13 protein-coding genes are annotated in these 16,643 nt (G+C 37.1%); 9 read left to right on the top strand and 4 right to left on the bottom strand.

Translation table 11 applies throughout. The annotated features are described in order from the left end of the window. The 3 genes from DDF69_RS09800 to DDF69_RS09790 form a co-directional block, all read right to left on the bottom strand. Positions 1 to 1,158 (bottom strand): HlyD family secretion protein, encoded by a 1,158-nt coding sequence (locus DDF69_RS09800; RefSeq protein WP_114820631.1) that lies wholly within the window; start codon positions 1,156 to 1,158, stop codon positions 1 to 3. Positions 1,159 to 1,163: 5 nt separating this feature from the next. Beyond that, positions 1,164 to 1,529: a DUF3302 domain-containing protein gene (locus DDF69_RS09795; protein ID WP_114820630.1), complete on the bottom strand. Its 366-nt coding sequence runs from the start codon at positions 1,527 to 1,529 to the stop codon at positions 1,164 to 1,166. 224 nt (positions 1,530 to 1,753) lie between these two features. Further along, complete coding sequence (locus DDF69_RS09790) at positions 1,754 to 2,353, bottom strand: Crp/Fnr family transcriptional regulator (RefSeq protein WP_114820629.1); 600 nt, start codon at positions 2,351 to 2,353, stop codon at positions 1,754 to 1,756. A 127-nt stretch (positions 2,354 to 2,480) separates the two neighbouring features. Between DDF69_RS09790 and DDF69_RS09785 the strand changes: the two genes are divergently transcribed. The 9 genes from DDF69_RS09785 to DDF69_RS09745 all read left to right on the top strand — a co-directional run bounded on the left by DDF69_RS09785 (position 2,481) and on the right by DDF69_RS09745 (position 15,588). Then, entirely contained in the window at positions 2,481 to 3,476 is a 996-nt protein-coding gene (locus tag DDF69_RS09785) for an isoaspartyl peptidase/L-asparaginase family protein (RefSeq protein ID WP_114820628.1), read from the top strand. An 83-nt stretch (positions 3,477 to 3,559) separates the two neighbouring features. Beyond that, positions 3,560 to 4,120, top strand: coding sequence for a hypothetical protein (locus DDF69_RS09780; protein WP_114820627.1), 561 nt, complete (start codon positions 3,560 to 3,562; stop codon positions 4,118 to 4,120). Positions 4,121 to 4,132: 12 nt separating this feature from the next. Beyond that, complete coding sequence (locus DDF69_RS09775; RefSeq protein ID WP_114820626.1) at positions 4,133 to 4,795, top strand: copper homeostasis protein CutC; 663 nt, start codon at positions 4,133 to 4,135, stop codon at positions 4,793 to 4,795. Positions 4,796 to 5,032: 237 nt separating this feature from the next. After that, a complete protein-coding gene (locus tag DDF69_RS09770) occupies positions 5,033 to 5,419 on the top strand; it encodes a GxxExxY protein (RefSeq protein WP_114820625.1) in 387 nt (128 codons plus the stop codon). Beyond that, the gene (locus tag DDF69_RS09765; RefSeq protein ID WP_114820624.1) at positions 5,412 to 7,880 is read left to right on the top strand and encodes a beta-mannosidase; all 2,469 of its coding nucleotides are present in this window, start codon (positions 5,412 to 5,414) and stop codon (positions 7,878 to 7,880) included. The genes DDF69_RS09770 and DDF69_RS09765 overlap by 8 nt, the downstream gene beginning before the upstream one ends. A 198-nt stretch (positions 7,881 to 8,078) precedes the next feature. Further along, on the top strand, positions 8,079 to 8,987 hold the full coding sequence (locus DDF69_RS09760; protein WP_114820623.1) for an AEC family transporter: 909 nt from the start codon (positions 8,079 to 8,081) through the stop codon (positions 8,985 to 8,987). A gap of 508 nt (positions 8,988 to 9,495) precedes the next feature. After that, positions 9,496 to 11,943, top strand: a complete 2,448-nt coding sequence (gene priA / locus DDF69_RS09755) for a primosomal protein N' (RefSeq protein ID WP_114820622.1) — start codon at positions 9,496 to 9,498, stop codon at positions 11,941 to 11,943. A 160-nt stretch (positions 11,944 to 12,103) separates the two neighbouring features. Next, positions 12,104 to 13,573, top strand: coding sequence for a D-alanyl-D-alanine carboxypeptidase/D-alanyl-D-alanine-endopeptidase (gene dacB, locus DDF69_RS09750; RefSeq protein WP_114820621.1), 1,470 nt, complete (start codon positions 12,104 to 12,106; stop codon positions 13,571 to 13,573). A gap of 83 nt (positions 13,574 to 13,656) precedes the next feature. Continuing rightward, the gene (locus tag DDF69_RS09745; protein ID WP_114820620.1) at positions 13,657 to 15,588 is read left to right on the top strand and encodes a M1 family aminopeptidase; all 1,932 of its coding nucleotides are present in this window, start codon (positions 13,657 to 13,659) and stop codon (positions 15,586 to 15,588) included. 69 nt (positions 15,589 to 15,657) lie between these two features. Here the strand turns inward: DDF69_RS09745 and DDF69_RS09740 are convergent, their stop codons facing one another. Beyond that, positions 15,658 to 16,536 carry a cupin-like domain-containing protein gene (locus DDF69_RS09740; RefSeq protein ID WP_114820619.1) on the bottom strand — a complete coding sequence of 293 codons (879 nt, stop codon included), beginning with the start codon at positions 16,534 to 16,536 and terminating at the stop codon, positions 15,658 to 15,660. Between the last annotated feature and the right edge of the window lie 107 nt (positions 16,537 to 16,643).

Genomic DNA, 16,643 nt, shown 5'->3' with positions numbered 1-16,643 from the left:
TTAATGAAGTTTAGGAATCAAATAATTGATTTTACTGTTGATACGCACCATTACTTTTCGGATAAGATGAAGAGGTTTAACATGATCAGAATAGATCACCGCTGCTCCTCTTGCTCCCACTGTAAGCTGTTTCCGGCTATCTTCCAGTACAAACTTGGCAATAAGCTTTCCATCGGTTTCAGGTAATTGTCTGGCAGTATCGGGAAGTCCTGCCGTAGAACCGTTTCCGCCCAGCATTCCTCCTGCATTATTCATGATTCCCTGGCTCGTAGCATCAATGACATATTCAAGCTTGGCCTTCACCACTTTTCCCGGTTCTGTTTTAAGAGCAAGCTCTACTTCATTTCCTTTTTTTACTGATTCAAGCTCATTCTGAGCAAAAAATCCAATAACTGACTGCTGTTTCTGAATCAGAACAAATGCAGATTTGAAAGGCGCCATAATAGCCCCTTCATTCAGCTGTACATTAGGAATCACCCCATCTGTAGGGGCCAGAACAACGGTTTGGGAAAGATTCCATTTTGCCTGGTCCAGCTTGGCCTGAATCTCAGACACCGATGAATTTTCTCCACCATAAGAAGCGTTGGATTTTGTTTCCAAAGACTGCTGTTGTGACTGTGCTGCACTGATTCGGGATTGCAGATCACGTGCATTGGTTATCGCCTGTTCAAGATCAAATTTGTTGGCTGCTCCTGCCTGCACAAGCTCCTGATATTGAGCCACCCTTTTGTTGGCAAGATCAAGCTGTGATTGTAATGCAGAAATATTTTTTCTGGAAGCCGAAATGTCTGTATCATAGGAATGTACCGTGGCTTTCATACTGCTAAGTTTAGCTTCCAGTGATTTAATTTCCTGTAAATAGGGTTCTCGGTCAATTACAAATAAAGTATCACCCTTTTTTACTTCCTGATTGGTCTTTACATATACTTTCTTCACCTTTCCTAAAACCTGAGTAGTAATATCCACACTTCGGTTTACTACCTTTACATCTGAAGTAATAGGACAAAAGTAGTTCAGGCTTAATATTAGAGCGATGGACCCGAAAATAGGGAGTGAGTAAACAACAACCTGTGTGGTAAAAGTCCACGGGATCAGTTTTAATTTTTTAATAAGAAGCCAGCATATTCCGGCATATATTGCGATGAGTAATTCCAGCATTTTTTTTAATTTTCGATAGATTCAAATTTTTCTTCAGGTAAATCCGTATGGTCTTTTTCTTTTTCAGAAGCCGCCTGGTCTCCATAATTATAGTTGGCCCAGATTAAGGCAACCGGCCATAAAAGGCCTCCAAAAACAAGGGAAAGGAGGCACATACTTTTTATGGCGTTCAGTTGAGGGTGTTTCTTTTTTTCTGCTACTTTTTCCGGATAAATATGAACCTTCCAGAAGAGATAAATTCCGGCAACAGGCAATACAAGTAGGATTAGCCAGGAAGCTCCGTCGGCTATTTTGTCTTCAATATTGCCTGTAGATGCCTGAACAAAATTGCATGCTAATAACAGGCAGAGAATGGTGGTTATTCTTTGCATAAATGGGTATAATAAAATGTTGACTTAAGAAAATACAGATGAAGACCCGGATGAAAATCCGGATAATCATATAGTACTCCTGTTAAGATGTAAAGACTATTCTATAGGATGGAATGCTTTGAAGATAATTATATTTTTTTTCATTTGGTTTTTTTTATTGATGAAGAACAAGTTTTTGACCGGACAAAATTATATTGAACTGAGCAATTAAAAATATTCTTAAGTTATTTTTTTCCCTGATTATTTTTTTTATTGTCGCGGGCAGTAATACGGGAAAGTGAGTTTGGGGTAATGCCAAGAAAGTTAGCAATATACTTTCTGTTTGCATTTTGACAGACAAAAGGATGGTTGTTCAGAAATTCTTCATAACGGGAAAGCGGCGAGCTCCTGCAGAACTGCTCTGTACGTGCAGATAAAATGCCGATAATCTGTTTCAAAGACTTTAAATACAAATTGTAAATTCCTTTATGCTGAAATGCAATCTGCTCAAATTCACCTTTATTGAAAAGAATAATCTGAGAATCAATCACAGCCTGTATGGTATACTTTCTTGCGCCTTCAGGGGAATAAGATTCAGGGCTCTCCAGAAAGGCAACCTCTTTTTCTGAAGGTAGAAAAGTATTGATTTCAACTCCGTTTTCATCGTCGAAAAAAAATCTCAGCAAACCACTGGTCAATATAAATAAATGATTAAACGGCTGACCGGGTTCTAAAAGTTTTTCTTTTTTCCGAAGAAGTTTAGGAGTACTGATGCTTGCAAGGACCTGAATTTCTTCATCAGATAATTCCTTAAAGCAATCCATTCTTCTAAATGTTTTAAACATAAATAGTAATTAAAATAACCATTATAAAAATAATAAAAAATAGCAAAGAAAAATAGTGAGAAAACCATAAGATTTTCAATGGATTTTTTTAAGATATTTGCTTTGTATTAAATAATTCTTACCTACAATGAACAATAACCGAAGAAGTTTTATCAAAAAACTGGGAATTGCAACCGCAGCACTTACCATTAACCCTTTAGAGCTAATGGCCGGGGAACTGCCTGAAAGTAAAAAAATCATCAACAAACCTATCGTACTCTCTACCTGGAATTTTGGATTAAAAGCTAATGAAGAAGCATGGACCATCCTTGGAAAAGGAGGAAGAGCTTTGGATGCCGTAGAAAAAGGAGTACGTCTCGTAGAATTAGATCCAAAAGAAAGAAGTGTTGGATATGGAGGCCGTCCGGATAGCGATGGAAGAATAACACTGGATGCCTGTATCATGGATGAAAATTATAATATTGGTTCTGTAGCATGCCTGGAACATGTTAAAAATCCAATTTCCGTTGCCAGAGCTGTTATGGAAAAAACACCTCACGTTATGCTGGTAGGTGACGGAGCATTGCAGTTTGCCCTTTCACAAGGTTTTAAAAAAGAAAATCTTCTCACTCCCGAATCAGAAAAAGAATGGAAAGAATGGTTAAAGACAAGTCAATACAAGCCCATTGCTAATATTGAAAACCATGATACGATAGGAATGATCGCTTTAGATGCTCAAGGGAACCTTTCCGGTGCCTGTACAACAAGCGGAATGGCTTTTAAAATGCATGGAAGAGTAGGAGATTCCCCAATTATAGGTGCAGGGTTGTTTGTAGATAATGAAGTGGGAGCGGCTACGGCAACAGGTCATGGTGAAGAAGTCATAAGAACGGTAGGAACACATCTTGTAGTTGAATTGATGAGACAAGGCAGAAATCCACAGGAAGCCTGTAAAGAAGCTGTAGAGAGAATTGTAAAAATCAATCAGCGAAGAAACAAAAATCTGAAAGATATTCAGGTGGGTTTTATTGCCATCAATAAACAGGGAGAATATGGGTCTTACTGTATTCAGGATGGATTCAACTTTGCGGTGTACGATCAGAAAGGAAACCGCCTGGAAAAACCGGAATTTGCCTTAAAATAATTAAAAATTCAATAGAAATGGGCTTTAGCCCATTTAAACAAATCAATGACACCTATTGGCTTTAGCCAAAACATAAAATAAATATGAAAAGAACGATTATTGCTTCCTTATTTCTCATTATTGCTTGTAAGGAAGAAAAGAAGGAGATTAAAACAGATGTAAAACCAGTACAGACAGAAGAAAAAGTAGTTTTACACAATGAGTCCAATGAAGCTGAAGAAGCTCAAAAATGGCTGAAGAAAAGCATTGTAGATTATTTTAAGGCCGATATCGGAAGTGAAGAAAAAAATATGCAGAATATCACTACAAAAGATTATTTTGATTATAAAACTGATGCCATGAATGTTGATCTGGATGTTGATGGAAGCCTTACGGACAAAGAATTTCAGGATAAATGGAAATCTAAATTTGATACCGGCAAAGCAGGAATCGGAACAGGATTTCTTATTTCAGCCCAGGATTGGAACAAGATTGAAGTAGAAAGCTGTGATTTAAAATCCTCATCAAAAGATGAATATATTTTCAAGGTCGTATTGAGAGATGATAGCTTTAAAGCGCAATATCCTTCTGTGATAAAAGTAATAAAACAAAACGGTTCCTTTCTGATTGCAGATGTGCTGGAGGACGAACCCAAATCAAATTAAATAGATAATACAATGTCAAAAATAGAAATAGCTTGTTTTAATCCTGAGTCAGCAGTCATTGCTTTTGAAAATGGAGCAGACAGAATAGAATTATGTGATGGACTCAGCGAAGGCGGAACCACTCCGGATTTCGAAACGATGAAGAAGCTTCGTGAAAAAATTACAATCCCGATTTTTGTGATGATCCGCCCCAGAGGTGGAGATTTTACCTATTCCGATTCGGAATTTGAGCAGATGAAAAATGATTTGATTCAATTAAAATCCCTACATGCAGATGGTTTCGTATTCGGTATCCTGGATGAAAATGATGAGGTTAATATAGAACAGAATAAAGCTTTGGTTGAATTGGCAAAACCGCTTCCATGTACCTTCCACCGTGCTTTTGATCGTGCTGTAAGTCTGGAAGATTCTCTGGAAAAAGTAATCGAATGTGGTTTTACAACCATCCTTACTTCCGGCCAGAAATCTAATGTATCAGAAGGAAAAGAAAATCTCAAAAAACTGGTGGAACTTTCTGATGGAAGAATAGAAATCCTTGTTGGAGGAGGTCTTCGTTCATCCAATATTGAAGAGATAAGAGCAGTTACCCATGCCGGATACTTCCATTCTTCTGCCATTACTGATGGTGGAGCTTTTGCTAATGCTGATGAAGTGGTTGCATTGAAGAGTAAATAATTAATTAGATTATGATTGTTAATTTAAACGCAAAGTTTAAAAGATAAAATGTGTTATATTTTGAGTGAGCAAAGGATTGCGGCAAAGCCGCTGATAAAGCTTAATAATAAAAGAAGTTAGCTTCATCCCAATCGATTGAAGATCGATTCCATCTTCGCTTCCTTAAAATATTATAGAGCCAAATTTGAAACTTTGCGTTTAAAAACTACACAATAAAAATAAAAAACACACAAATGAATGACAGAAAACGAATTATCCTATCAAATAATAGGAGCAGCTATAGAAGTGCATAAGAACCTAGGAGTTGGTCTTTTAGAAAATGCATATGAAACTGCTTTAGCTTATGAATTAAAGATGTTGGGATTAAATTTTAAACAACAACTATCTTTACCTCTAAAGTATAAAGAAGTATACATAGAAAATGCATACAGAATTGATTTGATTGTAGAAGATAAAGTTATTGTAGAAGTGAAATCTGTATTGGAGTTACATCCTATTTATCACTCACAGGTATTGACTTATCTGAAACAGACTAATATAAAATTGGGATTGCTTATTAATTTTAATAATGAACTTATTAAATATGGAATCCATAGAATTGTAAACAAAATTATTGATGAATAGAACGATCCTTTTTGCTTTCCTTTTCACACAGAACATGCTTTCTGCACAATTTTCACAAAGAGACCTGTCTTCTGAACACTGGCAGTTCAAAAACTCAAAAGATCCAAACTGGCTTCCTGCGAAAGTTCCGGGAACCATTCATCTGGACTTAATGAATAACAAGGTGATTCCCGATCCTTATCAGGATGAAAATGAAAAGAAAGTACAGTGGATTGAAAATGAAGACTGGGATTATCAGACAACTTTTACAGTCTCCACCCAGGAATTAAAGAATGACAATATTGATCTTGTTTTTAATGGACTGGATACATTCTCAGAAATTTATCTTAACGGAAAACTGTTAAAGAAAACAGACAATATGTTCCGTCAATGGAATATTCCCGTGAAGCCATATCTGAAAGCAGGAAAAAATACAGTTCAGATCAAGTTCAGATCTGCAGTGAATACAGGAAAGGAATTAGCCAAAAAAGTTCCCTTCACCCTACCGGAATCACCAAGAAGTTTTGTGAGAAAAGCACAATATCAGTTTGGATGGGATTGGGGACCAAGACTGGTTACTGCTGGAATATGGAAAGATGTTCAGCTGGAATTCTGGAATAATGCTAAAATTATTACCGTTAAAGATATTCAGAACAGATCTGATAAAGGGGTGAATGATTTACACTTTGATGTAGAAATTTATGCTCAGAATGCCGGAGATTACATTTTAGATCTTAATAAAAACCATCAAAAAATTTCTTTAAAAAAAGGTAACAACACAATATCGGTTCCTTATGAAACAAGTGGGATGAAGCTTTGGCAGCCCAACGGGCGTGGGGAAGCCAATCTCTATGATTTTGAAGTAAAATTGTCAAAAAATCAGAAAAATATTGATGGTAAGAATATCAGGATAGGCTTAAGGACCGTTGAATTGATTCAGGAAAAAGACGAAAAGGGAAAATCATTCTATTTTAAAGTGAACGGACAGCCATTGTACATCAAAGGAACGAACTGGATTCCGGGCGATAGTTTTTCACCAAGAATGACCAAAGAAAAATACCGGAAGCTGATCAAAGATACCAAAGACGCCAATATGAATATGATCCGTATCTGGGGCGGAGGTATTTATGAAGACGATGAATTTTACAAAGCCTGTGATGAAAATGGAATCCTGGTTTGGCAGGACTTTATGTTTGCAGGTAGTTTTTATCCGGCAGATGAGGCATTTTTAAACAATGTAAAAGAAGAAGTAAAAGATCAGGTAAACAGACTTCAGAATCATCCGTCCATTGCTTTGTGGTGTGGAAATAATGAAATTGATGAAGCGATTGTCAACTGGGGCTATCAGAAACAGTTCAAATATTCAAAAAATGACTCTCTTCAGGTTTGGAAAGACTATAAAAAGCTTTTCCATGAGGTAATTCCCAATGCTTTGGCAGAAAACCTGAAGTCTGAGAAAAATATATATTGGCCAAGTTCTCCCTCCATCGGTTGGGGACATAAAAAAAGTCTTACCGAAGGAGATTCTCATTACTGGGGCGTTTGGTGGGGCGAGCAGCCCTTTGAAATTTATAACGAAAAAGTAGGACGATTCATGTCTGAGTATGGCTTCCAGGGTACACCTAGTCTTGAAACGACAAAATCAATGTTCTCCGGAACGCCGGATTTAAGCCTTCAGAATCCAATCATCAAAGCTCACGAAAAACACGCCCGCGGCTGGGATATCATTAATGAATACCTGAAGCGTGATTATAAAATTCCGACAGATTTTATACAATACAATTATGTTTCACAGCTGTTACAGGCAAGAGGAATGCAGATTGCCATTGAAGCTCACCGTCGTGCAAAACCTTATAATATGGGAACTTTATATTGGCAGCTCAACGATTGCTGGCCGGTAGTTTCGTGGTCTTCGATTGATTATCTCGGAAATTGGAAAGCCTTCCATTATCAGGCGAAAAGAAGCTTTGAACCTGTGTTGGTATCAGTAGCTGAGACAGATAAAAGCTATGATGTTTATCTGATCAGTGATCTTATGAAGGAATTGAATACAGATATCAAGTTTGAACTCGTTGATTTTAAAGGAAAAATACTTTGGAAAGCCAATCAGTCAGAGGTTATCAATGCAGATGTAAGTAAGAAAATACGTAGTATCAGTAAAGCAGAACTCGCTCAGTTTGATTTGTCTGAAACTGTTTTAAAAATCAGTGCTGAAAAAGATACAACATTTGAGAAACTGTTCTTTTTTAATAAACCTAAAGATGTAAAACTTTCAAACCCGGAAATTAAAATCAGAAAAATTTCATCTACTGAAATTGAAATCTCAACAGATATTTTAGCCAAAGATGTTTATCTGATGGGAGATACCCATTTCAGTGATAATTTCTTTGATCTCTTACCAGGAATTTCAAAAAGAATTACCCTTTCAAAACCTTTGGGAAAAATTGAAGTAATGAGTCTTTGGGATGTGATAAAGGAGTAAAATCTATTTTTGAAAAAACTCTTAAAAAGTCAGTCGTTATAAATTTCCGGCAGGTAGGTCTCCAAACCTTATAGGTTTTCAAAACCTATAAGGTTTAATACTGAAAAGTTTCATTAGAAATTCTACCGAAAAAAATATAAATTTTACCCTTCCAACTCAAAAATCAGCCGTAAATTTGCCTCATATTTTATTACAGTTATGGTAAATTTTGTTCTGATTGCAGTGTGTATCATTGCAGGAATGATATTCAAAGCAACAAAATCTATCCACCCCGATGCCCATAAAGGTATCAATACCTGGATTCTTTATCTTGCTCTTCCGGCAGTTTCGTTTAAATACCTGCCTAAAGTAAAATGGACAACAGAGATGCTGTTCCCGATTGCAGCCACATTTTTAATTTCCGTGTTCTGCTTCTTCTTTATGATGTTTTACAGTAAGAGCAGAGGATATTCAAGGCGGTCCAGAAGTACTTTGGAACTGGCAAGCGGATACAGTAATACTTCATTCATCGGATTTCCCTTAATCAGTGCCTTTTATGGGGAAGGGCTCCTGAGTATTGCTATTATTTGTGACCAAACAATGTTCTTTGCCCTTTCTACACTCGGAATTATTGCCGCAGTGAAAGGAGGAAGTAAATCAGGAAAAGTAAGTGCTATGTTTATTTTAAAAAGACTTGTCACGTTTCCTCCCTTGGTTGGTTGTATCTCCGCTTTGGTATTGTCCAGGTTTATTGACTTTACCATTGCAGAACCGTTTTTTGATAAGCTGGCAGCAACCGTAAGCCCGTTAGCTTTGTTTTCCGTTGGATTACAGCTGAAATTCAATGGATGGAAAAAACTGATTCCACAGATGTCTATGTCGATGCTTTATAAACTGATTCTGGCACCGGCAATTGTTCTGGGAATGGCTCTGTTATTCGGAATAAAAGGAGATGTAGCTAAAATTACAGTATTTGAAGCAGCAATGCCAACATTGGTTACTTCAAGTATCATCGCAGAACAGTTCCGGCTCAATACAAAACTGACCAACCTGATCATAGGAGTCAGCATTATTGTAGGATTTTTTACCTCTGCATTCTGGTATGAGATTACGGAACTTCTTTTTTAATGATAAGCCATTGTTTATTAATAAGGCCGGTTTTTTAGCAACGCTTTATGTGCATTCTTTGTTATTTTGTAAGTATACCTTTGCTGAGTGGAACGCCATTGCGCACGAATTACAATGACTCATCTTATCTTTGCGAGCATTGCGTTTAATCCATGTTTTGGCTAAAGCCGATTGAGATTTTGATTATTAATTAAACGGACTAAAATCCGTTTCTATTGAACTTTAAAGATTAGCTGATTATCCTTCAAGCTCCTGGTATCCTTGCTGAGTGGAACGCCTTAGCGAACGAATTAAAAAGGATTCGTCATATCTTTGCGAGCATTGCGTTTAATCCATGTTTTGGCTAAAGCCGATTGAAATTTTAATTTTTTATCAAACGGACTGAAGTCCGTTCCTATTGAATTTTTTCTGAGCAGGGTTTCAGGGTCTGTTAAAGGAATACGAAAGAATCTCCACAAAGTTGCAGTTCTCTCAGGAAAATTCTAATTTTACACTTTAAATATTTCCCTTGCAATACGCTCAAATTGTTTTACCCCTAAACCTGAAAGGATCTTTCACCTATAAAGTTCCTGAGGAAATGATGTCTGAAATCCAACCAGGAATGCGTGTTCTGGTACCTTTTGGTGGAAAAAAAATCTATACGGGAATCGTATTTGAGCTTCATGATAATGCACCGGAAAACTTTGTAGCCAAGGAAGTCATCAGCATGCTGGATGATCAGCCGATTCTTCCTCAGGAGCAGATTGATTTCTGGAACTGGCTTTCAGAATACTATTTGTGCAGCCTCGGAGAAATTTACAGGTTTTCGTTTCCTTCTTCTTTAAAACTGGAAAGTGAAACCTATTTAAAATTAAAATCTGGTGCCGTCATAGATTTTGAAAATCTGGATGTTAACGAAATGTATCTGGTTCAGGCATTGGAAGTACGACAGCTGATCAATCTGACGGATATTGAAGCATTTATTCCTAAAAAAGATATCATCAAAACCATCAATTCGCTTATTGATCTTCAGTATATTGAAATCGATGAGAAAATTGCTGAAAAATATAAAGCTAAAGAAGTAGCGTATGTAAGAATTAATGATGAGGTTTTGGCCAATCAGAATCTTACCGAAATTCTTTTAAAATTAAACAGAGCACAGAAACAGAAAGATCTTTTCCTTCTTATTCTGGAAAAACAGACGGAAAATCCGGACGTTCCCATTAAAAAATCTGAACTGTTTGAAGACGGTTATTTCGGAAGTTCCCACTTTAAACCTTTGGCAGACAAAGGTCTTGTAGAGGAATACTTGATGCAGAAAGACAGAATTGAAAGCTATGAAGGAGAAATTGAAGAACTTGAAGAACTTTCCGAACAGCAGAAAACAGCAAAATTTGAAATTGATGAAGCTTTTGAAGAAGGGAAGAATGTTCTGCTTCATGGCGTTACTTCATCAGGAAAAACTCATATTTATTTAGAGAAAATTGATGAATGCACCCGTGACGGGAAGAATGTTCTCTTTTTGCTTCCTGAAATTTCTCTTACGAAACAGATTACTCAAAGATTAGAAAAAAAATATGGCAGACAGCTCGGTTTTTATCATCAGAAGCTGACGGATTTTGAAAGGGTAGAAGTCTGGAGAAGAATTAAGCAGAACGATATCCGCATTCTGATCGGAACCCGTAATGCTTTGTTTTTACCTCACCAGAATCTGGGGCTAATTGTTGTTGATGAGGAACACGATTCTGCGTACAGACCAAGAGAAGTTTCCCCTTATTTTAATGCTAAAGACGCTTCTCTGGTTTTAGGCAGGCTGTATAAAGCAGGAGTTATTCTGGGATCCGCCACTCCTTCTGTTGAAAGTTACTACAGTGCCCGGAAAGATAAAATGAAATACGTTTTCCTGAATGAAAGATTCGGGAATGTCAATCTGCCGGAATATGAACTGATCAATTTCAAGGAAGCTCAGGAATCTAAAAAGGTTTCAGGGAACTTTTCTCTGAAGCTTATCGAAGAGATTAAGAAAACGGTGGGTGAAAAAAATCAGGCAATTGTACTCCATAACCGGCGTGGTTATTCCAATGTTATAGAATGTGAAAGCTGTGGCTATGTGAACTACTGCTCCAATTGTGATGTGGTAATGACCTATCACAAAGCCGCCAATGAAATGAAATGCCACTATTGCGGGCAAAGAGCTTCAAAACCGAAAACCTGCCCTAAATGTAATTCTGAAAAGCTGAACGAAAGAGGAGTAGGTGTAGAGCAGATTCATGAGGAAGTTACCAAACTATTTCCGGAAAATGAAGTAGACAGAATGGATGTAGACTCCATGCGTAAAAAATTCGCCTACGAAAAATTGTACGAGAAGATTGAAGATGGAGAAACAGATATCATCGTAGGAACACAGATGATTTCCAAAGGACTTGATTTTGATCATATCGAACTGGTGACGATTCCTAAAGCGGATTCCTTATTATATGTACAGGATTTCAGAGCGGAAGAAAGAGCGTATCAACTGATCACACAGGTTTCGGGACGGGCTGGAAGGGTTTCCGGAAAAGGGAGAATCCTTATTCAGACTTTTAATCCTGACCATTCCGTATTTCAGCTGATCAAGATGAATAATCCTGCGAAGATCTATAAATATATCCTTACAGAGAGACAGAAATTTCATTATCCGCCTTTCACCAAGCTCATTATGATTGAATTGAAACACAGAAGAGAGGATAAAGCTGACCGGGCATCACAGTTTCTGGGTTCTATCCTCAGAAAATATCTTCCTGAAGAATGTGTTTTAGGTCCGGAAAGAGCACAGATTGCAAAACTGAATAACTTCTATCAGTTCCAGATTATGCTGAAGCTTCCGCGTGGGAAAAACTATGAGAAATTCAAAAACATGGTTTTGATAAGTTTGAAAGAATTTGATGAAATCACTGCATATCAAAGCATTAAAAAAGATGTTTTTGTTGATTTTTAACAATTTTTAACAAACTTTACACTCTTTTATAACGGGTCGGTGGTCCGTTATATGACAATAATTTCTACTTTTGGACGTTGATTAAGTGTTTGGCTCTTTTACTGAATGATTTAACCTTTCATTTTTTATAGAGTCAAACTACAGAACAAAAAGAAGATAGATGGTAAATTTCAGAAAATATATTTCAAGTGCGGCGGTGTTGGCTTCTGGTCTTTTCCTGGCTCAATCTACCGTTTCTACCGTTCTTTATTCTCAGAATTATGACAATCAGAAAAGCAGCTTAAACCTGCCATCACCCGTTAGTACGATGGTGGAGAAAACTGTTTTGTCAGCAAAAGAACTGGTAGACATTAATGTAAACACAATGATGGCGGATCCCGTGCTGAAAAATGCAACCTGGGGATTCGTAGTGTATGATCCGAAAACGAAGAAGGTCATCTCTTCGTACAACGAAAATACTCCTTTAGTACCTGCTTCTACCACCAAGTTGCTTACAACGGAAACGGCATTAAATATGCTGGGTGAAAACTACCGTTGGATGACTCAGTTGGAGTACTCAGGAACGATAGATGAAAATGGAGTATTGAATGGAAATCTTTATGTGATAGGAAGCGGTGACCCTTCTTTGGGAACCAACAAAGCTGGTGCAGCATCATATAGAGATATAATTTCAGATTTCGTAGGCGGTATTTCAAGAGAGGGAATTAAAAAGGTAAATGGTGATATTATCATTCAGACAGCGCTTTTCAAAGGCAATATTTCAGTGCTTCCGGAAAATGTTGTATGGTTGGAAAACAATAATTATTATTTACCGGCAGGAAGTACCCGCGATATCAACCCTGCCAACGAAAAATTGATTGTTAAAAAAGGAGGTTTCTCTACAGAAAAGAAATTCTTCTACGTTTCTCCTTACAATCATCAGATGGTATATGCTGATAAATATGAAGGAAACGGAGCTTTAACAACCAAACTTCCTGATGCTCCTGCTTATCTTGCCAATTCTTTCAGAACAACATTGGTAAAAAGCGGAATTCCTGTTACCGGAAAAGTAACTCCGAAAATGACAGATGCAGCACCGGAAAACAGAAAACTGCTTTCAGCGTATAAATCCCCAACTTTAAATGATATTATTTATTATACCAATCAGCACAGTGACAATTCATTGGCAGAAGCTTTGCTGAGAACGGTAGGATATCAGAAAATGGGTGACCAGACTTCAGAATCCGGAAGAATTGTAGTGACAAACCACCTGAAAGATGCCGGTTTTGATATGATTGGTCTTAACTATATAGATGGAAGCGGACTTTCAAGAAGCAATAATGTAACTCCAATTTCTCAGGTGAAGTTTCTTACTTCTCTGATGGATCAAAAGTACTACAGATCTTATCTGACTTCTTTACCGATCGGAGGACAATCCGGAACTTTAAAAAGAATGTTCAATATTGGAGGAAACGGACAGGTTTTTGCGAAAACAGGAACTCTGAATAAAGTGAAAACATTAGCCGGTTATCTGAAAACGAACTCAGGGAAAACATTGGTTTTTTCTTTAATGGTGAATAACTATTCCGGATCGGTAGATATGGTGAAGAAAAGAATGGAGAAAATTCTTGAACCCGCATTAGATCTTTAAAAAAATTTTATTTTATATATTATAACAGCCTTTTAATCATTGATTAAAAGGTTTTTTTTATATTTGATTAAATTTTTCTAAACATGACAAAATTGTACCTGTTGGTGTTGGGATTTGTATTATTTCAACCATTTTATGGCCAGAAGTATGAGCAAAATACCGATATGAAAGGATTGATCGAAAAAGAGAAAAAATCCTTTACTCAGAAAATGAATATTGGGAATACGAATCCCAATACATTAAATTACGATCTACAGTATCAAAGAATGGATGTGAGCCTGGATCCTGCGGTATATAATATCTCCGGATCAGTGACTTCTCATTTTAAGCCTAACCAGAATATGGGAAGTATTTATTTTGATCTTTCCAATTCTTTAACGGTTTCTCAGGTGAAATATCATGGAACCAACATTACAAGTTTTCAGCAGCTTCCTTCAAAAGAATTGAAAATTGATTTTCCGGCTTCCATTCCTGCCAATACACTAGACTCCCTTACTATTTATTATGCAGGCGCACCATCTACAAGTAATGATGCTTTCAAAACTGCTCTTCAAAGCGGAACTCCGGTACTTTCTACTTTGAATGAACCTTATGGGGCCCAGGACTGGTTTCCTACCAAGCAGAGCTTAAATGATAAAATTGAAAGATTTGATTTTAAAATTACGACACCATCCAATTACAGTGTAGCCGCTAATGGAAAACTGATGTCTGAAACTTTTCCTACAGGAAGTACCAAACTGACGTTCTGGAGAACAATGTATCCTACGCCGGCCTATCTGATCGCACTGTCGATTACCAATTTTGTTAAACTTACAGACACCATTGGTAATCCTCCGTTTCCTTTTGTGAACTATATCTATCCGTCCACAAATTCAAATGCAACGAGCATTGCGAATATTAATTGGACAAAGCAGGTAATGGATACTTTTGAAACCTATTTTGGAACTTATCCTTTCCGTAATGAAAAATACGGACACATGGAATTTATGTATGGCGGAGGAATGGAGCATCAGACGATGTCTTCCATGGGTGGATGGAGCAAGCAGCTGATTGCCCATGAGCTTACTCACCAGTGGTTTGGAGATAAAGTAACCTGTGGCGCCTGGAATGATATCTGGCTGAATGAAGGTTTTGCAACTTTTGGAGAACATCTTGCCAATGAAAAACTATTGATGACCAATACAGAATTTTTGAATTACCTACAAGGTCAGTCCAGCTACATTACCGCAAGTACAACAGGAACGGTGTATGTACCGGATTCCGGACTTTCCAGCATCAACAGAATATTTGACAGCAGATTGTCTTATGCTAAAGGAGGATATGTTTTGAGAATGCTGAAGTGGATTTTAGGTGACGCTGCATTTTATCAGGCACTTAAAGATTATCATGCAAGACCGAACCTTGCCTACAGCTACGCGCGTACTGCTGATTTTAATGCTTCTTTGCTTCAGTCTACGGGAACAGACTTTACAGAATTTTTCAATGACTGGGTTTATGGCGAAGGATATCCTACGTATACCATCAAGTGGATGCAGGGCGGAAATCAGGCTTTATTCAAAGTTTCTCAGACGCAAAGCAGTGCTAACGTAAGCTTTTTTGAAATGCCTTTACCGATTAAAGTAACCGGAACTGCAGGTCAGACAGCTTACTTTGTCCTTAATAATACATCCAATAACCAAAGCTTTTTACAGTCGGTAACATTCCCGATAGCAAGTGTTCAGTTTAATTATGAATATCAGATTCTTGAGAAAAATTCTACGGTGATTCAGGATAATACGTTAAGTGTTTCTTCTGTTGAGAAAGAAGGTTTTGGTTTGTATCCGAACCCTGCCAAAAATGAAATTAATCTGAAAGGTATTAACAAAGCGGTAGATTTTACCATTCATGCCATAGACGGAAAGCTGGTTGGAAGAGGAACATATCAGCCAGGTAAAGCGATTGGAATTGCAGAATTGGTTCCCGGAGCTTATTTCATTACGATTGATGAAAAGAATATCAAATTTATCAAACATTAAAAATGACAAACGGTAAAGTATGAATGATTACTTTTACCAAAATCAATCATAATATCACCAAAGAAGCTTTCAGATTTGAAAGCTTCTTTGTTTTCTTGCTGCTCTGGCTCCTCTTTTTCTGGCCGTTTTCACTTTGTATTCAAACCATTTTTCTTTGAATACTTTTCGCATAAGATTATCAAAATGTCTTGTAATGACCAGGTTTTTAAATCCGCGCCATTTTTCAAGCGGACTTGAGGGAAGTGCCCTTACCGATATGGAATATCCTTCTGTATCATATTGAATATAATGCCACCAGCCGGAAGGAATATAAAGGGTTTCTCCGGGATGGATAATAGCTTCATACCCATTTAAATAAAGTAGCGCCGGATATTTTCTGTAATCGGGATTTTTAATTTGAGCCAGACTGTGGAAATTGTAGGGGAGTTTATACATAAAATCAGACTGCTCCCAGGGGAAGAGCCAGATTCTCTTGATTCCCTGGAATTGGGTGATGAAGACGTGTGACATGTCAATATCAATATGATTTCTGGTGACAGAACCTTCTCCTCCAAAAAACATAAAGGGAAGCCATTTCAGTATTTTACTATTCGTTACATCATTGTAGATAATGTCGTTCTTAAGCTCAGGTTTTATTTTTAATAAATTAAATAAGAAGAGTCTGTGTTCAGTAGGAGCGGATTGAATCAGGTCAAGATATTCTGAAAATGTAGTCTGCGCAATAGGATCACTGGCTACTCTGTCCAGAGAATCAAGCTCACTGCCATAGATATTCACCTTATGATCTCCTGCAATTTCTTTGAAATACTCATAATTCCACTTTTTGAAAGCTGGACTTTCCGGATGCACAAAGTCTTCCATAATAATCGGAACTCCTGGCTTCATGTGGTTATTGATAAAGGTTTCTGAACTGATCATCTTTATTTTTTGTACCGGCTTTAATCTCATGCATTAAAATTTTAAACAAATATAAATATTATCCTACTAAATTTGTAGACTAATAGTGTTAAAAGTGAAAGTCCTCTCAATTTTTTAGAATTAAACTTATAAACGGT

It is taken from the genome of Chryseobacterium sp. KLBC 52 (genome assembly GCF_003347605.1).
Lineage (GTDB): Bacteria > Bacteroidota > Bacteroidia > Flavobacteriales > Weeksellaceae > Chryseobacterium.
This window is presented reverse-complemented; position numbering and strand designations above follow the sequence as displayed.